Raw genomic sequence first — 23,965 nt, 5'->3', positions numbered from 1 at the left:
CGGCAGTTTGGAGCGGTTCTCGTCCGCCGCTCTCGCGCCACGATGTGGTGGTCCCTATACTCGGCAAGGCGCGGCACGATCGTGGAACGAAACAATTGAAACGATCGATGACATCGAACGGAAAGATCGGCCTGCTAGGGTGATCTCCATCGACGCAGCGGCCACCAATCGCAGGTCGCGCGACAGCGAATTTCCAAAGCCTCCGACACCCCATCGTAGGCCTCCAAGGGACCCGGACGAGATGCCCCTCGTCCGGGTTTTCGCTTGTTCGAGGCCCGCTGATGCGTTGTGTTGACGCAGCGTGATGCTGCGCGCCTCCAAATCCAAGACAAACCGCACGATCATCGATCGACCGCAACGCCGTCGCGGAATTGTTAACGGCTGCCGGCTAGGCATTTGTGCACTGCGACGATACATAGTCGCGCGATGATGTGCGCATCATCTTCCGTCACGTCTACGGGTCGGTGGGATGTTCGAAAGTCTTGATCCGGTGGTGCTCGCGCGCCTCCAGTTCGCCTTCACGGTGTCGTTTCACATCATCTTTCCAGCGTTTTCGATCGGCTTGGCGAGCTTTCTCGCTGTGCTGGAAGCGTTGTGGCTGTGGACCAAGCGCGAAGTTTTCATCAACCTGTTCAATTACTGGATGAAGATCTTCGCGATCGCGTTCGGCATGGGCGTAGTGTCGGGCATCGTGATGTCCTACCAGTTCGGCACCAACTGGGCGGTATTCTCCGACAAGACCGGGCCGGTGCTCGGGCCGCTGATGGCCTACGAGGTGCTGACTGCATTCTTCCTCGAGGCGGGATTTCTCGGCGTGATGCTGTTCGGCCTCAAGCTGGTGGGGCCGCGCCTTCATTTCCTCGCCACGCTGATGGTGGCGATCGGCACCTTGATGTCGGCGTTCTGGATCCTGTCGGCGAATTCCTGGATGCAGACTCCCGCAGGCTACGCCATCAACGACGTCGGACAGTTCGTCGCGGTCGATTGGTTCAAGCTGATCTTCAATCCGTCGTTCCCATATCGGCTCGTGCACATGGTGCTCGCCGCCTACCTGACCACTGCGCTGGTGGTCGGTGCTGTCGGTGCCTATCACCTGCTTACGAATTCGCGTCAGCCCGGGGCGCGGATGATGTTCTCGATGGCGATGTGGATGATCGCGGTGGTGGCGCCGATCCAGATTTTCGCCGGCGACGCCCACGGCCTCAATACGCTGGAGCACCAGCCCGCCAAAGTGATGGCGATGGAAGGCCACTACCAAAGCCATCCGAACGGCGCGCCGCTGATCCTGTTCGGCCTGCCGGACCAGGACGCCGCGGTGGTGCGCTACGCGTTGGAAATTCCCAAGCTGTCGTCGCTGATCCTGAAGCACTCGCTCGATGCCCCGCTCGCCGGCCTCGACACCGTGCCGCGCGAAAACTGGCCGCCGGTGCCGATCACCTTCTGGTCGTTCCGGGTGATGGTTTCGCTCGGCTTCCTGATGCTCGGCCTCGGCGTGTTCAGCCTGTGGCTGCGCTGGCGCGGCCGGCTGTTCGAATCCCGCCCCTTGCACCGCTTCGCGCTGGCGATGGGACCGGCCGGCTTCATCGCCGTGCTGGCGGGCTGGGTCACCACCGAAACCGGTCGTCAGCCGTTCACGGTGTTCGGCCTGCTTCGCACCACAGACTCGGTATCGCCGCTCGCTGCGCCCGCTGTGGCGACGTCGCTGATTGCCTTCATCGTGGTGTATTTCGCCATCTTCATCGCAGGCGTGGTCTACATCCTGCGACTGATGGCGCATCCGCCGCACCATGGCGAGGAAGGTCCGCGCGGCGACACGCCCGAACGCGCCGCCGGCATCACGCCGGCGCCGGCGATCGCCACCCGCAGATTCAGTTGAGCAGGATTCGGTTGTGGCTATGACTTACGACGTCGCGACGATCTGGGCCTTCATCATCGCCTTTGCGGTGTTCGTCTATGTGGTGATGGACGGCTTCGATCTCGGTCTTGGCATCCTGTTTCCGCTGTTTCGCACCAAGCGCGACCGCGACGTCATCATGAACAGCGTCGCGCCGGTCTGGGACGGCAACGAGACGTGGCTGGTGCTCGGCGGCGGCGGACTGTTCGCAGCGTTTCCGCTGGCCTATGCGGTACTGATGCCGGCGCTGTACACGCCGATCATCGCCATGCTGCTGGGGCTGGCGTTTCGCGGTGTCGCGTTCGAATTCCGCTGGCGCACCCAGCGCGAGCGCAACCGCTGGGATCTCGCCTTCTTCCTCGGCTCGCTGATCGCGGCGCTGGCGCAAGGCATCGCGCTCGGCGCACTGCTGCAGGGCGTGCATGTCGAAGGCCGCGCTTATGCGGGCGGCTGGTGGGACTGGCTGACGCCGTTCAGCATTCTCACCGGCATCGCGCTGGTGATCGGTTACGCGCTGCTCGGCGCGACCTGGCTGGTGATGAAGACCACCGGCGATCTGCGCGACACGGCGTATCGGCTGAGCCGCTGGCTGCTGTTCGCGCTGCTCGCCGCGATCGTCGCGGTCAGTGCGGCGACGCCGTTCCTGTCCTACGACTACTCGCAGCGCTGGTTCGCCTGGCCGAACGTGCTCGCCACCGCGCAGGTGCCGCTCGCGGTCGCCATCGTCACCGCTCTGTTGTTGCGGGCGCTGGTGCAGCGCCGGGACTACCAGCCGTTTCTGCTGGCGCTGTGCCTGTTCGCGCTGTCCTACGCCGGCCTCGGCATCAGCATCTGGCCGTATGTGGTGCCGCGCAGCATCACGATCTGGCAGGCCGCCGCACCGGAGAACAGTCAGATCTTCATGCTGGTCGGCGTCGCCATCCTGGTGCCGATCATCCTCGCCTATACCGCCTGGGCCTATTGGGTGTTCCGCGGCAAGGTCGATCCGGAGAACGGGTATCATTGACCGCGCCGCTTGAACCGAAAAGCCCGCTGCCCCGACGATTGCTGTGGTTCGTCGTGCTGTGGCTCGCCGGCGTCGGTGCAGTGGCGATCGTTTCGCTGCTGCTGCGGCTGTGGATCGGCAAGGGATGACGTGATACACAGCAACTGCCTGTGACTCACGATGGGGGTGTCATGAGATTTCCGCGCTTGTTGGGCCGGGTGGCGATGGCGACCGCCCTGGTCACGCTCTTCGCATCGGCACCGAGCTACGCGCAACAGTCCGATGTCGGAGACGAGCCCGGACTGATCGCCGACGACGGCTTTGTGCTGCCGCCGGAATGGCAGAAGCAGATGGTGTATTTCCGCACCACCGAGCCTCCCGGCACCATTATCGTCCAGACCTCCGAACGCTATTTGTACCTGGTGCAAGGCAACAACCGCGCGCTGCGCTACGGCATCGGCGTCGGCCGCGAAGGCTTCACCTGGCAGGGCCTCTTGAAGATCTCGCGGAAGGCCGAATGGCCGGATTGGGTGCCGCCGCCGGAGATGATCCAGCGCCAGCCCTATCTGCCACGCTTCATGGCAGGCGGGCCGGGCAATCCTCTCGGCGCTCGGGCAATGTATCTCGGCTCGACGGTGTATCGCATCCACGGCACGAACCGCCCCGACACCATCGGCACCGCGATTTCATCCGGCTGCTTCCGGCTGGTGAATGCCGACGTGATGGATCTGTACGAGCGCGTGCCGGTCGGCACCAAGGTGGTAGTCCGGCAGAAGCCCGAGCTGTAACGGCGCGGCGGCCTTCCCTTCTCATTGCGAAAGATCCAGCATGTTCAAACGGACGTTTCAGACCGGGCTCGCGATCGGCCTGGTGGTCGCGGCGGGCATCGCGGCGGCGGCGATCACTTACGAGCGTTACGACACCAAGACGCTGAAGCGCACCATCCGCCGCGATGCCGTGCTGTGCGGCGTCAACAAGGGCCTGCCCGGCTTCGCGACTCCGGACGACAAGGGCAACTGGACCGGCTTCGACGTCGACTTCTGCCGCGCGGTGGCGGCGGCGATCTTCGACGATCCGACCAAGGTCAAGTTCCTGCCGCTCGATGCCAACGAGCGCTTCAAGGAGCTGCAGAGCCGCAAGGTCGACATCCTGTCGCGCAACTCGACCTGGAGCATGTCGCGCGAGACCAACTACGACCTGTATTTCCCGGCGGTCGCCTATTACGACGGTCAGGGCTTCATGGTGCCGGCCTCGCGCAAGATCGACAGTGCGGTCGAGCTCGACGGCAGCAAGGTCTGCGTCCAGAACGGCACCACCACCCAGCTCAACCTCGCCGATTACTTCCGTACCAACAACATGAAGTATCAGGAGGTCAAGTCGGACAAGTTCGACGACGTGGTGAAGGCCTACAAGGACGGCCAGTGCGACACCTTCACGGCCGACGTGTCGCAGCTCTACGCACTGCGCAAAACCTTCGCCAACGCCGCCGACCACGTCATCATGCCCGACGTCATCTCCAAGGAGCCGCTCGCCCCGGTGGTGCGCCAGCGCGACGACGACTGGATGATGATCGTGAAGTGGACGCTGTACGCGATGATCAACGCCGAGGAACTCGGCATCACCTCGCAGAACATCGACGAAGCATTGAAGTCGAAGAAGCCGGACGTGATGCGCCTGGTCGGCACCGAGGGCGCATTCGGCGAGGATCTCGGCCTGTCGAAGGACTGGGCCGCCCGCATCATCCGCCACGTCGGCAATTACGGCGAAGTCTACGACCGCAACGTCGGCAAGCTCGGAATCCCGCGCGGCCTCAACCAACTCTGGAGCAACGGCGGCATTCAGTACGCGCCGCCGATCAGATGACAGGCCTCAGCTCCGTCATTCCGGGGCGCGCGTAGCGCGAACCCGGAATCTCGCGGTTTAGGGCGAGGTCTCAAAACAATCTCGGGATTCCGGGCTCGCGAGCTAGCGCTCGCGCCCCGGAATGACCACGGAAGCGCCCTGACAAACGGACCTCAGTACTTCTTCCACTCCGCCAGCGCTTCGGCGTGGTAGGCGCTGTCGCCGAGCAGTTCCTGCAGCACGCGGGCGCGCTTCATGAACAGGCCGACGTCGAACTGGTCGGTCATGCCCATGCCGCCGTGCATCTGCACGCCTTCCTGCACCGCGAGCGTCGTCACCGTGCCGGCCTTGGCCTTGGCGACCGCAACAGCCACCCGCGCCTGAGCCGCATCGGCGTCGACCGCCTGCAGCGCCTTGAGCACCGCGGCGCGCAGGATCTCGATCTCGGTGTAGAGGTGTGCGGCGCGGTGCTGCAGCGCCTGGAACTCGCCGATCAGCTTGCCGAACTGCTTGCGCTCTTTCAGATAGCTCACGGTCCGCCCGAACGCCTCGTCGGCGACCCCGAGCATTTCGGCCGCAGCAGCGGCACGGCCGACATTGAGCACCGCCTCGAGCAGCGCACCGCCGCGGTCGACTTCGCCGAGCACCTGATCGGCATTCACCTCGACGTCGTCGAAGCTGATCCGCGCCGCGTTGTGCGCGTCGACCATCACGGTGCGCTCGATCGCAACGCCCTTGGCCTTGGGGTCGACCAGGAACAGCGTCAAGCCGTCGGCATTGCCCGGTGCGCCGGAACTCCGCGCGGCGACGATCAGCAGATCGGCAACATGCCCGTCGACCACCAGCGCCTTGTCGCCCTTGAGCTTGAAGCCGTTGCCGGCGCGGGTTGCCTGCAGCGCGATCTTTGCGGGCCTATGCTTGGCACCCTCGTCGATCGCCAGCGCAGCGATCAGCGAGCCATCGGCGATCTTGGGTAGAAACGTTTTCTTCTGCGCTGCCGAACCGCCGCGGGCCAGCGCCGAAGCGGCCAGCACTGCAGTCGACAGGAACGGCGACGGCGTCAGATTGCGGCCGATCTCTTCCATCACCACACCGGCCTCGACACAGCCGAGCCCCGAGCCGCCGAACTCTTCCGGCACCAGCAGGCCGGCCAGCCCCATCTCGGCGAAGCTCTTCCACAGTTCGCGTGAGAAGCCGGTGGCGTCGCGTTCGTCGCGCAGCTTGCGCAAATGCGCGACCGGCGCCTTGTCGCCGATCAGCCCGCGCGCGGAATCGCGCAGCATGGTTTGTTCTTCAGTGAGGACGAGAGCCATGGGTGAGGTTTCCGATCAGATCAATGATGTTGCAACGATACGAGGACCTCATGGTGAGGAGGCGCGCGCAGCGCGCCGTCTCGAACCATGAGCGCCGGGGCCCCTCATCCTTCGAGACGCGGCCTGACGGCCGCTCCTCAGGATGAGGCCCCCTACTACGCCCCCGGCAGATCCAGGATGCGCTTGGCGACGATGCCGAGCATCACTTCGCTGGTGCCGCCTTCGATCGAGTTGGCCTTGGTGCGCAGCCAGGCGCGGGCGCGGCTGCCTTCTTGGCTGCGCTCGCTCTCCCACTCCAGCGCATCGATGCCGCCGGCCGACATCAGGATCTCGTGGCGGCGCTTGTTCAGCTCGGTGCCGTAGTATTTCATCGCCGACGAGAACGCCGGATGCAGTTGCCCGGCCTTGGCGAGATCGACCGCCCGCTCCGCCGCGCAGGCGAGTGCCGCCTCGTCGACATCGAACGTCGCGATCTGGCCGCGCAGGATCGGATCGTCGAGCCGGCCCTGATCGTCGGTGCCGAGCGAATCCGCCGCGACCTGACCGAGCGGCCGGCCGCCGTCGCGGCCGCCCATCCCGGAAATCATCGCGCGCTCGTGCTGCAACAGATACTTCGCGACGTCCCAGCCGCGATTGATGGTGCCGACGACGTGCGACTGCGGCACCCGGACGTTGTCGAAGAAGGTCTCGCAGAACGGCGATTTGCCCGAGATCAGCAGGATCGGCTTCGTCGTCACGCCCTTCGAGGTCATGTCGAACAGGATGAAGCTGATGCCGTCGTGCTTCTTGGCGGCGGGGTCGGTGCGCACTAGGCAGAAGATCCAGTCCGCGTAGTTGGCGTAGGATGTCCAGATCTTCGAGCCGTTGATGATGAAGTCGTCGCCGTCCGGCACCGCGCGGGTCTGCAGCGAGGCCAGATCCGATCCGGCGTTCGGCTCGGAATAGCCCTGGCACCAACGGATTTCGCCGCGGGCGATCTTCGGCAGGTGCTCGGCCTTCTGCTGCTCGTTGCCGTATTTCAGGAGTGCGGGCCCAAGCATCCAGATGCCGAACGAGGACAGCGGCGGGCGCGCACCGATTGCCGCCATCTCTTCGCGCAACACTTTGTGCTGAGCGCCGTCGAGCCCGCCGCCGCCGTATTGGGTCGGCCAATCCGGCACCGTCCAGCCCTTGTCGCGCATCCGCTCGAACCACACCTTCTGCGCCTCGGAGGCGAATTTGGCGTTGCGGCCGCCCCAGAAATTGTCCTCGTCGCCCTGCATCGGCGTGCGCATCTCGGCGGGGCAATTGGCCTCGAGCCAGGCACGGGTCTCGGCGCGGAATGTATCGAGATCGGTCATGCGGTTTCCATCCACATTTGCGCCGGCGCTTTGCGCGCCGGCGATGCATTGTTGGCGGCGACCTTGGCGCGTCGCGCGGTGGAATTCAATATCTGTCTCGGGATGCGGTCTTGCGGCGATGTGCTAGGGAACGGATGCCGGACAGCCAAAGAGGATCCAACAGGATGCGCCTGAAATTACTTTCGCCTGGCGAAATGAGCGCCGAGCAACGCGCCATCTACGACGAGTCGATCGCCAGCAAGCGCGGCAGCCCGCCGCCGCCGATGATGGCGTGGCTGGCGAGCCCGGAGATGGCGCGGCACGCCACACGGCTCGGCGCCTTCCTACGCTACGACACGTCACTCACCGCGGCGGAATCCGAACTCGCCATCCTGGTGACGGCTCGGCACTGGACCGCGCAGTTCGAATGGTACGCGCACAAGAAGATGGCGCTCGACGGCGGGCTCGATCCAAAAATCATCGACGCGATCCGCGACCGCCGCACGCCGTCCTTCGACAGCGCGAAGGCCCAGGTGATCTACGACGTGGCGCGGTCGCTGCACGAAGCCAAGGGGCTGCCGCAGCCGCTGTACGACGAGGCGATGCGGCTGCTCGGCGAGCGCGGGCTGGCGGAGGTGATCGGACTGTGCGGCTACTACACGATGGTGTCGATGACGCTCAACACCTATCAGTTTCCGCTGCCGGAGGGCGAGACGCCGGAGCTGACGTAAAGCCGCATTCGCCGGGCGCGTTCCGGCCGCCCCGCATGACGACAGAAAAGGTCATCTGCGCTCCCGCCGCACCATGATTAGCGCTGCGGCGGCGAGTTGCAGGGCGATACAGCCGGCGAACGGCGCCGTGTAGCTGCCAGAGGCATCGCGCAGCAGACCGACGACACCAGGACCGAACGCGTAGGCGACCTGGTTGATCGCGGTGTTGAGCGCGACCAGAACGCCGAACGACGAGGTGGGAAATTCGCGCTGAATGATCAGCGCCGGCAAGGTGATCAGATTGCCCACCGAAAAGCCGAACAGCGCGCAGGCGGCCAGCAGCAGCGTCGCATCGCGGGTGGAGATCAGCACACCCAGCGCCGCCGCCTGACTGGCGAACGACAGCGCCGAGACCAGACGCTGATCGAGCCGGTCGATCACCACCGACAGCGATACCCGGCCGACCACGGCCATCGCGGTGAGCAGCGACATCGCCAGCGCGGCACGCTCGCGGCCGATAAGCGGGTCGAGATAGGCGATCAGGTGGACGATGAAACCGACTTGCGCGAACAGCACCAGCGAGAACGCGACCGTCGCGGTCAGGAATCCGAGGTTGCGCAGCGCGCTGCCGCGGATCGCACCGGACGACAGCGCCCTGGGCGAGGTCGCCGTCCCCGAAGCGATGGCAAGATGCGGCGGCGGTGTAATGACGATGGCGACCAGCGGCATCAGCAACACCACCGCGGCGATGGCCGCCGCCGAGGTCGCCCCGGTGAAGCCGAGCGCCCCGATCAGCGCCACCAGCAGCGGCACGCCGGCGATGCCGCCGAAACTGGCGCCGTTCAGCGCCAGACTGATCGCCATGCCGCGACGCCGGTCGAACCACAAGCCGAGCGTGTTGGTGATCGCCCCGAGGCTGGTGCCAGCCCACCCGACCGCGAGGATCGCGTCGACGGCATAAAGCTGCCACGGCGCATCGATGCGGCCGAGCAGCACGGTGCCGATCGCCATCGCGGCGATGCCGCCGAGCAGGCAGGCTCGCGCACCGATCAGGCGGATCACGTCGCCGACGAAGGCGACCAGCAGCGCACCGGTGAGATAGAAGAAGGTGGTAGCAATCGCGATCTGCGACGACGGCCAGCCGTGCGTCCGGGCCAGCTCGGCGAGGTACACGCTCTGGCCGTAGAAGCCGAGCCCCCAGCCGAAGGTGGCGACGATGAAGCACACCGTGACGATCCGCCAACCGTGATAGCGGAACGAGGTCTCGTCGGGAGCCGAAGGATTCACCATCGTAGGCGAGCGTGATTGGTCGCGCGCGACGGCATCGTGTTCACTCCCTCGATCCGGCGCTTGCGGCCGGCCGTATTGTTGCGCGGTCAGACGCCGCGATCGGACAGTTCAGGCGCGGCGACCGCCACCCGCTTCCGGACTTTCGACCAGCCGGTGACCGCCAGCACGATCAGGCCGAGCAGCACCGGCGGGAACACCGCGAGGTTCACGGTGGTCCAGCCGTAATTCGCCAGCAACTGCCCGGACGCAAACGAACCCAGCGCCATCAGCCCGAAGATGATGAAATCGTTGAACGCCTGAACCTTGTTCTTCTCGCTCGGCTGATGCGTCTCCAGCACCAGCGCCGAGGCGCCGACGAACGCCAGATTCCATCCGACGCCGATCACGAACAGCGTCGCCCAGAAGTGCGGCGCGGTGACGCCGAGCAGACCAATCGACGCACCGAGCGCTTCCAGGATCAGGCCGGCGGCGACCACACGCGGCGCGCCGAACTTGGCAATCAGCGAACCGGTGACGAAGCTCGGGGCGTACATCGCCACGATGTGCCATTGCAGGCCGAAATTGGAATCGCCGACGCTGAGCCCGCACATCTGCATCGCCAGCGGCGCCGAGGTCATCACCAGATTCATCATCGGATAGGCGATGGCGCCGCACAGCGCCGCGGCGATGAAGCGCGGCTGCCGCACGATCTCCAGCAGCGGCCGGCCGCCGGTACGCTCCGCCGGCTTCGGCCTCGGCGCATCGACGCCCCACAGCACCGCCATCGCGATCAGCGCAATCGCCGCCTGCACCACGTAGGAGAACGCGAACAAATAGGGCTGCCAGACGTCCATGGTCCACTGCACGAGCTGCGGACCGAGCACGCCGGCGAACACGCCACCGGCCATCACCCACGACATCGCCTTCGGGCGATAGGCTGCACTGGCACCGTCGGCGGCGGCGAACCGATAGGATTGCGACACCGCAGCGTACAGCCCGCCGATGAAGGTCGCGGCACAGAACAGCAGGAACGAGCCGTACAGGATGGCGACTGCGCCGAGCACGCCGGTGAGCGTGCCGCAGCCGGTGCCGATCATGAACGCGACGCGGCGACCGTAAACCCGCGCGATCCAACCCGTGGGCAGTGTGCCGGCAGCAAGGCCGAGCACATACATCGACAGCGGCACGGTCGCGAGCGACATTTCCGGCGCGAGCTGGGCGCCGATGATCGAACCGGTCGCGAAGATCACCGCGGCGTTGGCGCCGGTCAGCGCCTGCGCCGCGACCAGCCGCACCACGTTGGAGCGGGCACGGGCATCGTCTTCGACGATGTCGTTGGCCGTCGCATCGACCATCGGCAGGGAATCTCCTCGCACCGGCCGACGCCGGCCGGCGATTGCGCGCGCATCATAGGGCCGGGCGGAGCGCGATCAACCCGCCGCACCATCGGCGGTCGTGCATGGGCCTACGCGGGTTTTGCTCGGACAAACACCAGGATCAGATTGTTGGCCGGCATCTCGACGATCTCGCTCAGCGCCAGGCCGGCGCTGGCACCGAGCCGTTCCACATCCGCAACGTCGCGCACGCCCCACTCGGGATTGGCGTCGCGCAGGCTGGTGTCGAACACCGCATTGCTGAGCGCGGTGTGATCGCCGCCCCGCTTGTACGGTCCGTACAGCACCAGCATGCCGTCCTGGCGCAGCAGCCTGCCAGCCCCCGCCAGCAGTCCTTCGGCGACGCGCCATGGCGCGATGTGCAGAACATTGGCGCAGAACAGCGCCAGCAGCGGCCCGGGCGCAGCCGCTTCGCCTGGCACGACCGACCAGGCGGGATCGGCAAGGTCGATTCGCTGGGGCGGGCGCAAGTTCGGCAACGCCGCATGGGCGCGCCAGGCGGCGATGCTCTTGAGGTGCTGGTCGTTGACGTCGCTCGGCCACCACACGATCGAGGGATGTTCGCGCGCCAGCGCTGCGATGTGTTGGCCGGTGCCGCTGCCAGCTTCGAGCACGTCACCCTGCCGGCCGGCGAGCAACCGCGCCAGCGCGGCGCGGATTGGCGCATCGTTGCGATGAAATGCAGCGGCATCGAGCCGGCCGTCGGGCTCGACGCGCCGTCCATCCTTGCCGAACTCCACCACGAATTCCGCCATCGCCCGCCTGCCGCTCCAACTATCGTGCGAGGTGTACAGGCGCGGCTGTTACACGCAAGTCACAGCCGGTCACAATCCGACCACGATTGCACCCGTCGTCGCCTTCGACGAATTGACTCGCGAATCCCGCAACTTCTAGATGGCGTCGACGGTTCCCGAGAGGGATGAAAAGGGAATACGGTGCGAGCGCTGCCATTTCTGCGTTCCAGGCCGTAGCTGTTCCCGCAACTGTAAGCGGATCGTCTTTCGTCGGATGCCACTGGGAACCTCGGTCCTGGGAAGGCGACGGAAGATCAACCGCGAGCCAGGAGACCTGCCGTCACTCGTGGTCACACGCGAAGTTGCCGGCCGGGAATTGCAGGCATTGTCTTCACCGCTTCCGTTAAGCTCGGTGAGACCTCGTTCGCTGTGACGTGCCACAGACGTCAGCCGAGGTTTGACCTTATGCACTCCCGCTCCGCCGCGCCGCGGCCTTGCTCCGCCCTTTCGCGCGCCCTTCTCGCTTCGACCATTCTGGTGCCCGCGCTCTCGCTGGCAACGCCCGCCGCCGCGCAGGACGTCCTGCCGGAGATCGTCGTCAGCGCCACCTCGACCCGCACCTCCAACGCCATCGTCGGAACGTCGAGCACGGTGATCACAGCCGAGGACATCGCGCGTTCACCGGCCCAAACCGTGCAGGACATCATCGCGCAGACGCCCGGTGTGCAGAGCACGTCGCTGTACGGTGGCGTCAACGGCACCGGCTCCTCGGTCGATCTGCGAGGCTTTGGCGCCACCGCGACCTCAAATACGTTGTTCCTGATCAACGGCCGCCGTCTCAACGACCTCGATCTGCAGGGCATCGACTTGTCGAGCCTCCCGCTGCAATCGATCGAGCGCATCGAGATCACTCGCGGCGGCAGCGGCGCGGTGCTGTACGGCGACAATGCTGTCGGCGGCGTCATCAACATCGTCACCAAGACCGGTGCCGGCGGCCCACCCGCAACGTTCCGCGCCGAAGGCGGCGTCGGCTCGTTCAATCAGCGCCTCGCTGCGGTGTCGGCAGCTTTCAATTCTGGCCCATGGTCGACATCGGCCTTCGCAAATCACGTCCGTACCGACGGTTACCGCACCAACAACGCGCTCGAACAGAACAATGCGCTGGGTGAACTGCGTTACACGACGAGCGACTTCAGCGCGTTCGTCAACATCTCGGGCGACAATCAACGCCTCGGCCTGCCGGGCTCGCGGACTGTCGATCCGTCGATCGGCCTCAACGAGCTCCAGACCGACCGCCGCGGCACCAACACGCCGTTCGACTACGCCGACAAGCAGGGCACCAACATCACCGCCGGCTTCACCAAATCGCTGTGGGACGGCGCCGAACTGATCGTCGACGGCGGCCTGCGCGACAAGCGTCAGCAGGCCGGCTATTTCGGCAGCTTGCCGCTGTTGAGTTCCCGCGCCAGCTCGTTCGACGCACATCTGCAGACCTGGTCGATCACGCCGCGGCTGAGCATCAAGAACGCGTTCTTCGGCCTGCCGTCGAAGATCCTCACCGGCCTCGACTATTACGACGCGACCTATGATTCCGACCGCGGCCAATATCGCGGCACGCCGCCGGTTCACGTCTACAACCTGTCGCAGAAGACCCTCGCCGGCTATTGGCAGCAGACCATCGCCGTCCTGCCGAGCACCGACTTCTCCTATGGCGGCCGGGTGCAGAGCGTGAAGGTCGAAGCCACCGACCGGCTCAATCCGCTGGCGCCCGGCTATTTCGGCGGAGCGCAGGCGCTGCCGCTGGACAGCACCGAGACCCAGCATGCGCTGCATGTCGGCCTCGAGCATCGCTTCAACGACGTGTTCAGCGTGTTTGCCCGCGCCGCCCGCGCGTTCCGCACCCCGAATGTCGACGAACGTGTCGCCTCCGGGCCGTCATACGATGCATTCTTCAATCCGATCCCGGGCACGTTCGCGCTCAAGACCCAGACCTCGGTGGATGTCGAAGGCGGCTTCCGCATCAAGTCAGGTCCGTTCGAGATGCAGACGAGCGTCTACAACATGGATCTGACCAACGAGATCCGCTACGATCCCGTCAACTTCTACAACACCAATCTCGATCCGACCCGCCGTTATGGCGGCGAAACCAGCTCTTCGATCCGCATCAGCGACTCGCTGTTGCTGCGCAGCGGCGCGGCCTACACCCGCGCAACGTTCCGCGAAGGGCCGTTCTCGGGCAACGACGTGCCGCTGGTGTCGCGCTATACGGCGAATGCCGGCGTGACTTGGAACGTCTGGCAGAAATACGTCGTGTTCGATGCCACCGCGCGGGTCTGGAGCAGTCGCTTCATGGACAGCGACAATGCCAACAGCCAAGTCAAGATCCCGGCGAACGGCACCGTCGATGTCAAACTGAGCGGCGAGATCGACCACTTCTTCTGGTCGCTGAGCGTGATCAACCTGTTCAACGCACAATACTACGACTATGCGGTGGCCAGCAGCTTCACGCCCGGCCGCTACGGCGCCTATCCGCTGCCCGGCCGGACCTATCTGGCCAAAGCCGGCGTGACTTTCTGATAAAAGCGGCTGCGTTCCGCAGCCGCTTCGCACGCGAAACCAACGTCGAACAGCCTCCGAGCGCCGAAAGGCTGTTCGGAGGCTTTTTTCGTGCTATCACGCCGCCTCCCAACTGGAACGCGATCGAACTGGAAGAATGACGAACGACGACGATCACCACGCTGGCAACGCTGCTGAAGGTCGCGAAGGCAAGGCCGAACGCGACGCCGCAGCCAAAGCAGTCCTCGACAATATGGCGCGCCTGCGCGCCATGCGGCTCGCCCGTGAAGCCGCGATGCCGCAAGCCACGACATCGAGCAAGGCCAGGCGCGCCAAGACGACGGCCTCGACCGCCAAGCGAGGCACCAAGAAGTCTGAAGACGACAAGCCGCGCCCGCTGTCGGAATGGCTGGCGGACCAGCAAAGCTCGGGTCGCCGGACCTGAAGCCGTGCTGCAAGGCTCGCGACGCAACGGCGAGCCTTGCGAGAATTGCGTGCGAGCCCTGACGAATCCGGTCTGGTCTCGGCTCTCCAATCGCAGTTGAAATGAACTGCCAACAACGCCGGCTGCGTGTGTGCCTCGTGCCACCCGCACCGGCCATCACGGGACCGAGAGCCATGATCGGCTTTCTGCACAAGCGCCCCAAGGTTGCCGCACCGAAGCGCGGCGATAAGGCCGGCGACAGCCGCGGGGCCAGCGAAGCCAAGCCCGCGCCGACGCAGCCGCCGCCCGCCCTCGACGAAGACCTGTACGAGGCCGGCGACATTTGCGCGCCAGACCGCGATCGCGACGACTATACCAAGGATCTGTAACAGGCCGGTGCCTGAGACGTGCGCGTATCAGGCTGGCTGTTCGAATCCTCGATCGATCTGCGCCATGGCGACCGCATCGAGCAGGTGATCGCCCCAGCCTTTGGCCGCCAACGTTGACGCACGACCGGGAGCCGCGAGCAGGATCAATGCCGTTGCGGCGAGCGGCACGGCGCCGAGCCAATCCTGCCGGACAGGAGTCAGCTCCTCGGCGCTTCCGTCATAGGGCGATTGCCGCAGCATCAGCCGCGCGCATTCCCGCATCACCTTGCGCCGAGAGCCGCCGCGCAGCGCGCAGCCGAGCAGCGCCTGCATGCCGAGATGAGTGCGGGCTCCCTCCTGGGACGGCGCGGGCTCCACAGGGTGCCGGCCGAGCGACAGCCGCAACAGCAGATCGACGAGGTCGAGCCCTGCGAGCTGAGCGCTCATCGGCTCGACCAACCGCGGATTGCAATCGATGAAGAGCGGCGACGCGCCACCCGCCGGACGGATGACATCGAACGACAGCGCACCATGCCATCCGAGCGCGGCGCCGATCGCAGCGACATCGGCACGAACGGCGTCGCCGCGAATGCTGAGCTTGCGCGACGGGCCACCGCCGGCACCGGCCGCGATCTGTCGATAGGCGTGCAGCGCGAGCAGCTCGCCGCGATCGAACACCGCCTGAGCGTGCTCGATCGGACCGGCGACGCAATCCTGCACCAGCACCTCCCCGGCAAAGCCGTCCGCTGCGCACAACTCGTCCACCACTTGGTCGAGCACCGCTTGGTTCGTGACCCGCCAGACTCCGCGGCTGGCGGTGCCGACCGACGTCTTGATCACGCAGGGAGCGTGCACGGCTTCCCGCAGCTCGTGCTCGGACCTCACAATTCGTGTTGGCGGCTGCGGCAGGCCGAGTGACTCCAACAGCCGGCTGAACCCGGCTTTGCACACCGCAGTGCGGTAGCTGTCATAGGATGGCAACGCGACGCCGGTCAGCGCCGCGATGCGATCGGGCGCGCGGGCGAACACCAGGCCCTGCTCGTGGATCGGTAACAGAACGTCGAAGCCGCGCTGCGCCAACAGCTCCGTCACGAAACCGAGATAACCGGCAGGATCGCAGCGCAGCGGCGGGCAGCGGTGCACCGCACGCACAAAACGTGAGAACCGGCCGAGACACAGCCGCGACGGATCGCAGATCTCGACATGATGCCCGGCGAGTCCGAGCACGGTGATCGCCTCGCGCGCCGAGGTACTGCTGCCTTCGGACAGCAGCACGCGAAGCCCGGACTCAGCGGAACTAATCATCGCATCGCACTCGTGCCTGTCATCGCCCCTCGGGGCAGCTTAGCAGCACTTAGTCCGCTCCACGAAATTTGCACGTCTGCAAGTGACCTGCGCCGCTACGTCGCCGCGCAATTCAATTGAACGACGACAGTTCTCGTGACAGCGTAAGCAGGGTCGCACCGAAAACAAAAAAACACGGGCGATCGATCTTTAGCCCGCACCGCAGAGTGCGGCTTTCAACGAGAGGAAACGCATTTGTCCATTCGCACCTCGTTCCTGCTGGCCAGCGCCTTGGCGCTCGCTGCGGCTCAGCCCGCTGTCGCCCAGAAAAAATACGGCCCCGGCGTCACCGACACAGAGATCAAAATCGGCCAGACCATGCCGTATAGCGGCCCGGCCTCTGCCTATGGCGTGCAGGGCCATGTCGAAGACGCCTACTATGCGATGGTCAACGCCAAAGGCGGCGTCAACGGTCGCACGATCAAGATGATCAGCCTCGACGACGCCTATTCGCCACCGAAGACGGTGGAGCAGACGCGGCGTCTGGTGGAGCAGGACGAAGTGCTGGCAATCATCGGCACGATCGGCACCCCGACCAATTCGGCGATTCAGAAATATCTCAACGCCAAGAAGGTACCGCAGATCTTCATCTCGACCGGCGCTGCGAAGTGGAACGACCCGAAGAACTTCCCCTGGACCACGCAGCTCTACCCGCCGTACCAGATGGAAGGCATGATCTTCGCCAAGTACCTGTTGAAGAACAAACCGGACGCCAAGCTCGGGGTATTTTCGCAGAACGACGACGCCGGCAAGGATTACGTCAAGGGCCTGAAGGACGGGCTCGGCGACAAAGCCAAGACCATGATCGTCAAGGAGGTCACCTACGAGGTCACCGATCCGACGGTCGACTCCCAGATCGTGGCACTGAAGGCCTCGGGCGCCGACACGCTGTTCACGATGGCGACGCCGAAGTTCGGTGCCCAGGCGATCCGCAAGGTGCACGAACTGAACTGGAAGCCGCTGAACTTCGTGGTCAGCGTGTCGAGCTCGATCAAGGGCGTGCTCGAGCCCGCCGGCAAGGAAGCCTCGACCGGCCTCCTGACCGCGCTGGCGGCGAAAACGCCGACCGATCCGCGGTTCGCGAACGATCCCGACGTCAAGGAGTTCAAGGAATTCTTGGCCAAGTGGTATCCGAAAGGCGACATCGCCGATGGCTCCACCGTCACCGGCTACATCTCGGCCTATATGACGGTGAAGGTGCTGGAAGCCTGCGGCGACAATCTTACCCGCGACAACCTGCTCAAGCAGGCCACCAACATCAAGCCGACCGCCGCGCCGATGCTGCTGCCGGGCATCAAGATCTCGACCCGGCCGGATCGCTATGCCCCCTACACCCAGATGCAGATCGCCAAGTTCAACGGGACGAGCTGGGTGCCGGAAGGCGAAGTGTTCAACACCGATGCGGCGAGCCAGTAAATCTCTGTAAGGCCACTACGCTAAACCACCTCATGGCCGGGCTCGTCCCGGCCATTTGCGTTTTCGTAGAGTTGAACGCCGGTGACTTGAGACGCCAGGCGCGGCGATGGAAGACCTCAGGCCGGCTTGCGGAGTCCAAGAGGGACCGGCTCCGCACCCTTCAGCAGCCGCGCCCGCTCGGTGTTCGGCCACAGCAGCAACAGCCCGGCGACACCCGCGGCGATCATCACCGCGCCGTTGATGGCGTAGCCGACGAGGTAACCGTCGAGCGGCGAGGACGCGTGCTGCAGGACATTCCCCATCACCCAGGGCGCGACGATCCCGGCCAGCGTATACAGCGCCCCGTAAATCGCGATCGCTGCGCCGCGCTGCGACACCGGGGCGAACTCGGCGATCATCGGCGGACACACCACGTAGATCGAGCCGCACAGGCCGGATCCGACCACCAGGGCGACGATCCGCGCGGTGGGATTGTCGATATAGGGCAGCACCACGATCATCGCGCCGCCGACCAGTAGCGGCGCGGCGCCGAGCACGCCCCGCGCCACCCGGCTGGAGACACCGCGTTGGATCAGCCGCTGCGACAGCCAGCCGGTGAGCAGCACCACGCTGGCGCCGAACACCCACGGCGTGATCGAGATCAGTCCGGCCTGATGCTGGCTGAAGCCCAGCCCCTGGATGATGAAGGTAGTGAACCAGGTCAGCCCGAGCGACAGTGCCCAATAGGCGCCGAACGTCGCCAGGATGCAGCCGATGAAGGTGCGCGAGGTCAGCAGCCGCGCGTAGGGGATCCGCACCTCGGCGGCGGCGACGGCGGCGCTCGGCACCAGCGGTCCCTCTTTGCCAAGGGCGATCCACGCCGCCGCCCACATCAGACCAACGATGCCAAGCGCCGCGAATGCGTAGTGCCAGGAGTGATTGACGATGATCCAATTCAGCGCCGGCACCGCGAGGATCACGCCGAACGCCGAGCCTTGCGACAGGATCGCGGTCGGCAGCGTGCGCTGATGGTCGGGAAACCATTTGTAGATCGCATGTGCCGCGACGGAGAACGCCGGGCCTTCACCGGCGCCGAGGATGATCCGGCAGATCACGAAGGTGGCGAAGGAAACCTCGCCGACGATCGGAAACTGCGCCACCGCCCAGATCAGGGCCAGCGCCAACAACACCCAGCGCGTTTCGATGCGATTGACGATGAACCCGACCACGATCGCCGAGATCGAAAACAGGAAGAAGAACGACGAGCCGAGTAGACCGAATTGTTCGGGTGAGAGCTTCAGCTCCTGCATGATCGGAACGCCGGCGAGCCCGACCACGATCTTGTCGGCGAAATTCACCACCATGAACAGAAACAGGAGGAATGTAATTCTCCAGGCGCCTTCCGGCGTGGATTGCGCGGCCATGACGATCTCCCCGGACCAGTCGTTTGACGACCCTTGTTGCGAGTCTGTCGCGAGGTTGCCGCCACCATCGATCGAATGCAATCCGGGATTTGACAAATCGTCGCAGGGTGCATCGCAACGATCCGTTTGCCGTGCATCGGACGCGCCGACTTGAGCGATCGATTCAGCACCCCATATCGTTCAGGACGAGCATGACGACGAGCGATCGGAAGGCGAGAATGACCGGGTCACGCCGGCGCGGTATGCGCGCTGTCTTTATCGCGCCGCGTGAGCTGTGCCGATGCTGATCGTTTCCAACCTCACCAAGTCTTATTTCTCCGGCCAGGACCGCGTCGCGGTGCTGCGCGGCGTCGATCTTGCGGTACAGCCAGGTGAGAGCGTCGCGCTGACCGGCGAATCCGGCAGCGGCAAGTCGACCTTGCTGCACCTGATCGCTGGCCTCGATCAACCCGATGGCGGCGCCATCACCTTCGGCGAAGAGACGATCTCGGCCATGGCGGATGCGGCGCGGGCCGCATTTCGGCGCGAACGGCTCGGCCTGGTGTTTCAGCAGTTCAACCTGATCCCGAGCCTGACGGTCGCCGACAATCTCGCCTTCCAATCCAGGCTCGCCGGTCGCCACGATTCCGCATGGCAAGACGAGCTGATCGAACGGCTCGGCCTCCGACTGTTGCTGAAGCGCTATCCGGAGCAGTTGTCCGGCGGCCAACAGCAGCGCGTCGCGATCGGCCGCGCGCTGGCGATCAAGCCGTTGCTGCTGCTCGCCGACGAGCCGACCGGCAATCTCGACGAAGCCACCGCCGACGACGTGCTGGCGCTCGCCACCGATCTGGTCCGCCGCACCGGCTGCGGCTTCCTGATGGTGACGCACAGCGAGCGCCTCGCCGGCATGCTCGACCGGCGGGTGCATCTGCACGCGGGGCTGATCCATTGAGGCGGGCGCTGTGGATCCTCGCCGTGCTGCTGAGCCACTGGCGACGGCATCCGATGCAGCTCGCAACGCTTGCGATCGGCCTGATCTCCGCGACCGCGTTGTGGAGCGGCGTGCAGGCGCTGAACGCGCAAGCCCGCACCAGTTACGACCGCGCCGCCGCAGCGCTCGGCGGCAATCGCACCGCAACGCTGGTAGCGCGCGACGGCGGCAGCTTCGCCCAACAGCTCTATGTCGATCTGCGCCGCGCCGGCTGGCAGGTGTCGCCGGCGGTCGAAGGCGCGATCCGGATCAGCGGCCGGTCGCTGCGACTACTTGGTGTCGAGCCGCTGTCGCTGCCGGTCGAAGCCCGCACCGCACCAGCGCTCGGCACCGGCGATCTGCAGGGCTTCATTCTGCCGCCGGGCCAGACGCTGATCGCGCCGGAGACGCTGCGCGACTTCAGCCTCGCCGAAGGCGCGACGCCGGAGCTGCCGAACGGCCAACATCTGCCACCCTTGAAGCCGCAGGCCGAAATCGCACCCGGCGTGCTGGTGGTCGACATCGGCATCGCGCAGAAACTGCTCGAGATGCCGGACCGGCTGTCGCGCCTGCTGCTCGGCAGCAAGGACCCCGGCTCGCGACCGCCGCTCCGCGACATTGTCGGCGAAGCGCTGCAGCTCGATCGCCCAGATGCCGCCACCGAACTCGAGCGTCTCACCGACAGCTTCCACCTCAACCTCACCGCGTTCGGCCTGCTGTCGTTTCTGGTCGGACTGTTCATCGTCAATTCGGCGATCGGGCTCGCGTTCGAGCAGCGCCGCCCGATGCTGCGCACCTTGCGGGCCTGCGGCGCCTCGGCGCGCCAGCTCAACGCCGTGATGGTGATCGAGCTGTGCCTGATCGCCCTGCTCGCCGGCCTGATCGGTCTCGTCTGCGGCTATCTGATCGCCGCAACGCTGCTGCCCGACGTCGCCGCAACTTTGCGCGGGCTGTACGGCGCACAGATTCCTGGCGAGCTGTCGCTGCGACCGCAATGGTGGCTCGCCGGCATCGCCATCAGCATTCTCGGCACGCTCGCCGCAGCCTCCACCGCCCTGATCAAGGCGGCAAGGCTGCCGGTGCTGGTCGCCGCGCAGCCTTATGCGTGGCAACAGGCGCAGTATCGCTGGCTGATCGTGCAGGGCGCAGCCGCGCTCGCGGTGTTCGCGGCAGGCTTCGGCTTTCTGTGGTTCGGCGACTCGCTGCTGTCGGGCTTTGCGGTGCTGGCCGCAATCCTGCTCGGCGCTGCGCTCGGCCTTCCGGCCATCCTGGGACTGGTGCTCGCGCTCGGCGAGAAGCTGGCGCGCGGACCGCTGACGACCTGGTTCTGGGCCGACAGCCGGCTGCAGCTCTCCGGCCTGTCGCTGGCGCTGATGGCGCTACTGCTGGCGCTCGGCGTCAATGTCGGCGTCGGCACCATGGTCGAGAGCTTCAGCCGCACCTTCCAGCGCTGGCTCGACGGTCGACTCGCTGCCGAGGTCTATCTCAATGCCGCCAACGACCAGCAGGCGACCGAGATCAAAGCGTGGCTGAAGGGCCGCCCGGAGGTCAGATCCCTACTTCCCGGCGCACGGGCTGAGGTGAAGCTGCAGGGCCAGCCGGTCGAGCTGATCGGGTTCGCCGACGACGCCACTTATCGCGATCACTGGCCGTTGCTCGAACACACCAAGGACGTCTGGGACCGCGTCGCGCGCGGCGATGCGGCGCTGGTCAGCGAACAGCTCTGGCGCCGGCTCGGCGTGAAGCTCGGCGACAGCATCGTAGTGCCAACCGACCGCGGCCCGTGGCCGGTCGAGGTGGTGGCGATCTACGCCGACTATGGCAATCCGCGCGGCCAGCTCGGCGTCGCCTATCAGGCGCTGGTCGGGCACTTCCCCGACGTCGCCAAGACCCGGCTCGGACTCCGGGTCGATCTTGCTCGCGTGCCGGCGCTGATCACCGACCTGCGCAACAGCTTCGCGCTCGGCGAGCGCAGCCTCGCCGATCAGTCGACCCTGAAGGCGATCTCGAAGCAGATCTTCAGCCGCACCTTCGCGGTGACCACAGCGCTGAACGCGTTCACGCTCGGCATCGCCGGAGTGGCGCTGCTCACCAGCCTGTTGACGCTGGGCGCCTCGCGGCTGCCGCAGGTTGCGCCGCTCTGGGCGATCGGCATCACCCGCCGCAGACTGGCGCTGGTCGAACTGACGAAGACACTGGCGATGGCGGCGATCACCGCGCTGGTGGCCCTGCCGCTCGGACTGTTGGTGGCATGGTGCCTGATCGCGGTGGTGAACGTGAAGGCGTTCGGCTGGCGTCTGCCGTTCGAGGTGTTTCCGTTCGAACTGGCGAAGCTTGTCGGCATTGCGCTGCTGGCGACGTTGCTGGCCGCGGCACTGCCGATCCTGAAGCTGATGCGGATGCAGCCGGCGCGGCTGGTGAAGGTGTTCGCCGATGAACGCTAGAGGTCGGATCAGCCGCCGGGCATTCGCTGGCGGCCTGCTCACGGCAGCCGCCGCGCCGCCAGTATGGGCGCAAGGCTTTGCCGGACTCGGCAGCGAAGCCGGCGGATTCGCGCCCGTGCTGCCCGGCCGCAAGCTGGTGTTTCCCAACGACCACGGCCCTCACCCGGATTTCCGGATCGAGTGGTGGTACCTCACCGCGAATCTGAGGGACGCTGCAGGCAACGCCTATGGGGCGCAGTGGACCCTGTTTCGCCAGGCGATGACGCCGGGCCCGCAACGGGACGGCTGGGCCAACCAGCAGATCTGGATGGCGCATGCCGCCGTCACCAGCGCCGACACCCATCGCTTCGCCGAAAAGTTCTCGCGCGGAGGTGTCGGTGTCGCCGGGGTCGAGGCCTCGCCATTCAAGGCCGTCATCGACGATTGGGCGATGCACGGAAGTCCGGCAACCGAGCCGGCAACGCTGTCGCCGCTCGAGGTGACGGCGCGCGGGACCAATTTCAGCTACGCGCTGCGGCTGAGCGCCGACCGGCCGCTGGTGCTGCAGGGCGACAACGGATACTCGCGCAAGTCCGAACGCGGCCAGGCGTCCTACTACTACAGCCAGCCGTATTTCACCGCGTCCGGCACCCTCACCCTCGACGGCAGCGCCATCGCGGTCGAAGGGTCGGCCTGGATGGACCGGGAATGGTCGAGCCAGCCGCTCGCCTCCGACCAGACCGGCTGGGACTGGTTCTCGTTGCATCTGTCGACGGGCGACAAGGTGATGCTGTTCCGGCTGAGGCAGCGCGACGGCAGCAACTACTTCGCCGGCAACTGGATCGGCACCGACGGCCGCTCAGCGCCGCTGTCACCCGATCAGATCAGACTCGAACCGCTCGGCTTCACCACGATCGGTCCGCGCCGGCTTCCGACGCGCTGGCAGGTGGAGGTGACGGGGCACGATCTGGCGATCGAGACCACGCCGCTCAACCCGGCAAGCTGGATGGGGACCAGCTTCCCCTATTGGGAAGGGCCTATCGCCTTCAAAGGTAATCGGATCGGCGTCGGGTATCTTGAGATGACCGGATATTGAGTTCAAGCTGTACGCAACCGGCCGCCATCAGCCGGACAAGAACGAACCTAGTCTGGGAGCCCTTGGATGTTTCATTACACCACGATCGTCACCCTTCTGGCGTTGATGTTCTACTTCTACACGTCGCTGCAGGTCGCGCGGGCGCGGATGCTATACGGCGTCAAGGCTCCGGCGATCTCCGGCCACCCGGATTTCGAGCGGGTGTTTCGCATCCAGGCCAATACTTTGGAATGGCTCCCGATCTTCCTGCCGTCGCTGTGGCTGTTCGCCTATTATCTCAGTGACGTCTTCGCGGCAGCGGCCGGTGCGGTGTGGATCATCGGACGTATCCTCTACATGCTGGGCTACGCCGAAGCCCCCGAAAAGCGCGGCCTCGGCTTTGCGGTGCAGATGGTGGCGACGGCCTTCCTGTGGGGCGGCTCGGTTTACGGCGTCGTGCACCAGATGCTGGGGACGTGACCCGAGCACAGCCGGCTCCCTCTCCCGCTTGCGGGAGAGGGCTGGGGTGTGGGCGCCCCAGACA

General features: G+C 65.7%; 21 protein-coding genes and 1 riboswitch. Of the genes, 14 read left to right on the top strand and 7 right to left on the bottom strand.

The window, feature by feature from the left end:
• Positions 1-469: 469 nt before the first annotated feature.
• From M9H71_RS11395 to M9H71_RS11375, 5 genes are read left to right on the top strand one after another with little or no spacing between them, the layout of a single operon-like run.
• Positions 470-1,876: a cytochrome ubiquinol oxidase subunit I gene (locus tag M9H71_RS11395; RefSeq protein WP_455405133.1), complete on the top strand. Its 1,407-nt coding sequence runs from the start codon at positions 470-472 to the stop codon at positions 1,874-1,876.
• A gap of 19 nt (positions 1,877-1,895) precedes the next feature.
• On the top strand, positions 1,896-2,900 hold the full coding sequence (cydB, locus tag M9H71_RS11390) for a cytochrome d ubiquinol oxidase subunit II (protein WP_455405179.1): 1,005 nt from the start codon (positions 1,896-1,898) through the stop codon (positions 2,898-2,900).
• Positions 2,897-3,028, top strand: coding sequence for a DUF2474 domain-containing protein (locus tag M9H71_RS11385; protein WP_455405132.1), 132 nt, complete (start codon positions 2,897-2,899; stop codon positions 3,026-3,028). Before cydB ends, M9H71_RS11385 begins: the two co-directional genes overlap by 4 nt.
• A gap of 42 nt (positions 3,029-3,070) precedes the next feature.
• A complete protein-coding gene (locus tag M9H71_RS11380) occupies positions 3,071-3,667 on the top strand; it encodes a L,D-transpeptidase (protein WP_455405131.1) in 597 nt (198 codons plus the stop codon).
• A gap of 40 nt (positions 3,668-3,707) precedes the next feature.
• On the top strand, positions 3,708-4,742 hold the full coding sequence (locus M9H71_RS11375; RefSeq protein WP_107357307.1) for an amino acid ABC transporter substrate-binding protein: 1,035 nt from the start codon (positions 3,708-3,710) through the stop codon (positions 4,740-4,742).
• Positions 4,743-4,894: 152 nt separating this feature from the next.
• On the opposite strand, the gene M9H71_RS11370 is transcribed toward M9H71_RS11375, so the two are convergent.
• Positions 4,895-6,034, bottom strand: a complete 1,140-nt coding sequence (locus M9H71_RS11370; RefSeq protein WP_415216810.1) for an acyl-CoA dehydrogenase family protein — start codon at positions 6,032-6,034, stop codon at positions 4,895-4,897.
• A gap of 155 nt (positions 6,035-6,189) precedes the next feature.
• Positions 6,190-7,374 carry an acyl-CoA dehydrogenase family protein gene (locus M9H71_RS11365; RefSeq protein ID WP_455405130.1) on the bottom strand — a complete coding sequence of 395 codons (1,185 nt, stop codon included), beginning with the start codon at positions 7,372-7,374 and terminating at the stop codon, positions 6,190-6,192.
• A 164-nt stretch (positions 7,375-7,538) separates the two neighbouring features.
• Between M9H71_RS11365 and M9H71_RS11360 the strand changes: the two genes are divergently transcribed.
• The gene (locus M9H71_RS11360; RefSeq protein ID WP_164605667.1) at positions 7,539-8,084 is read left to right on the top strand and encodes a carboxymuconolactone decarboxylase family protein; all 546 of its coding nucleotides are present in this window, start codon (positions 7,539-7,541) and stop codon (positions 8,082-8,084) included.
• 51 nt (positions 8,085-8,135) lie between these two features.
• On the opposite strand, the gene M9H71_RS11355 is transcribed toward M9H71_RS11360, so the two are convergent.
• From M9H71_RS11355 to M9H71_RS11345, 3 genes are all read right to left on the bottom strand, one after another.
• Positions 8,136-9,353 carry an MFS transporter gene (locus M9H71_RS11355; protein ID WP_164605666.1) on the bottom strand — a complete coding sequence of 406 codons (1,218 nt, stop codon included), beginning with the start codon at positions 9,351-9,353 and terminating at the stop codon, positions 8,136-8,138.
• 86 nt (positions 9,354-9,439) lie between these two features.
• Positions 9,440-10,687 (bottom strand): MFS transporter, encoded by a 1,248-nt coding sequence (locus M9H71_RS11350; RefSeq protein ID WP_455405129.1) that lies wholly within the window; start codon positions 10,685-10,687, stop codon positions 9,440-9,442.
• Positions 10,688-10,797: 110 nt separating this feature from the next.
• Positions 10,798-11,481: a DUF938 domain-containing protein gene (locus tag M9H71_RS11345; RefSeq protein WP_455405128.1), complete on the bottom strand. Its 684-nt coding sequence runs from the start codon at positions 11,479-11,481 to the stop codon at positions 10,798-10,800.
• 132 nt (positions 11,482-11,613) lie between these two features.
• Positions 11,614-11,816: riboswitch (cobalamin riboswitch) on the top strand.
• Positions 11,817-11,925: 109 nt separating this feature from the next.
• Here M9H71_RS11345 and M9H71_RS11340 point away from each other — a divergent pair.
• From M9H71_RS11340 to M9H71_RS11330, 3 genes are all read left to right on the top strand, one after another.
• Positions 11,926-14,037 carry a TonB-dependent receptor gene (locus tag M9H71_RS11340; protein ID WP_455405127.1) on the top strand — a complete coding sequence of 704 codons (2,112 nt, stop codon included), beginning with the start codon at positions 11,926-11,928 and terminating at the stop codon, positions 14,035-14,037.
• A gap of 136 nt (positions 14,038-14,173) precedes the next feature.
• Positions 14,174-14,461, top strand: a complete 288-nt coding sequence (locus M9H71_RS11335; RefSeq protein WP_455405126.1) for a hypothetical protein — start codon at positions 14,174-14,176, stop codon at positions 14,459-14,461.
• A 173-nt stretch (positions 14,462-14,634) separates the two neighbouring features.
• Positions 14,635-14,829, top strand: coding sequence for a hypothetical protein (locus M9H71_RS11330; RefSeq protein WP_455405125.1), 195 nt, complete (start codon positions 14,635-14,637; stop codon positions 14,827-14,829).
• A 27-nt stretch (positions 14,830-14,856) separates the two neighbouring features.
• Here the strand turns inward: M9H71_RS11330 and M9H71_RS11325 are convergent, their stop codons facing one another.
• Positions 14,857-16,113, bottom strand: coding sequence for a hypothetical protein (locus M9H71_RS11325; RefSeq protein ID WP_455405124.1), 1,257 nt, complete (start codon positions 16,111-16,113; stop codon positions 14,857-14,859).
• A 234-nt stretch (positions 16,114-16,347) separates the two neighbouring features.
• Here M9H71_RS11325 and M9H71_RS11320 point away from each other — a divergent pair, with 234 nt between their 5' ends.
• Complete coding sequence (locus M9H71_RS11320; RefSeq protein ID WP_455405123.1) at positions 16,348-17,568, top strand: ABC transporter substrate-binding protein; 1,221 nt, start codon at positions 16,348-16,350, stop codon at positions 17,566-17,568.
• A 116-nt stretch (positions 17,569-17,684) separates the two neighbouring features.
• Here the strand turns inward: M9H71_RS11320 and M9H71_RS11315 are convergent, their stop codons facing one another.
• The gene (locus M9H71_RS11315) at positions 17,685-18,971 is read right to left on the bottom strand and encodes an MFS transporter (protein ID WP_455405122.1); all 1,287 of its coding nucleotides are present in this window, start codon (positions 18,969-18,971) and stop codon (positions 17,685-17,687) included.
• 280 nt (positions 18,972-19,251) lie between these two features.
• On the opposite strand from M9H71_RS11315, the gene M9H71_RS11310 reads away from it, so the two are divergent.
• From M9H71_RS11310 to M9H71_RS11295, 4 genes are all read left to right on the top strand, one after another.
• A complete protein-coding gene (locus M9H71_RS11310; protein WP_455405121.1) occupies positions 19,252-19,905 on the top strand; it encodes an ABC transporter ATP-binding protein in 654 nt (217 codons plus the stop codon).
• On the top strand, positions 19,902-22,367 hold the full coding sequence (locus M9H71_RS11305) for an FtsX-like permease family protein (RefSeq protein ID WP_455405120.1): 2,466 nt from the start codon (positions 19,902-19,904) through the stop codon (positions 22,365-22,367). The genes M9H71_RS11310 and M9H71_RS11305 overlap by 4 nt, the downstream gene beginning before the upstream one ends.
• A complete protein-coding gene (locus M9H71_RS11300; RefSeq protein ID WP_455405119.1) occupies positions 22,357-23,442 on the top strand; it encodes a lipocalin-like domain-containing protein in 1,086 nt (361 codons plus the stop codon). Before M9H71_RS11305 ends, M9H71_RS11300 begins: the two co-directional genes overlap by 11 nt.
• A 66-nt stretch (positions 23,443-23,508) precedes the next feature.
• Positions 23,509-23,901, top strand: a complete 393-nt coding sequence (locus tag M9H71_RS11295; protein WP_455405118.1) for an MAPEG family protein — start codon at positions 23,509-23,511, stop codon at positions 23,899-23,901.
• The last annotated feature ends 64 nt before the right edge of the window (positions 23,902-23,965 follow it).

This window comes from Rhodopseudomonas parapalustris, from assembly GCF_053772255.1.
This window is presented reverse-complemented; position numbering and strand designations above follow the sequence as displayed.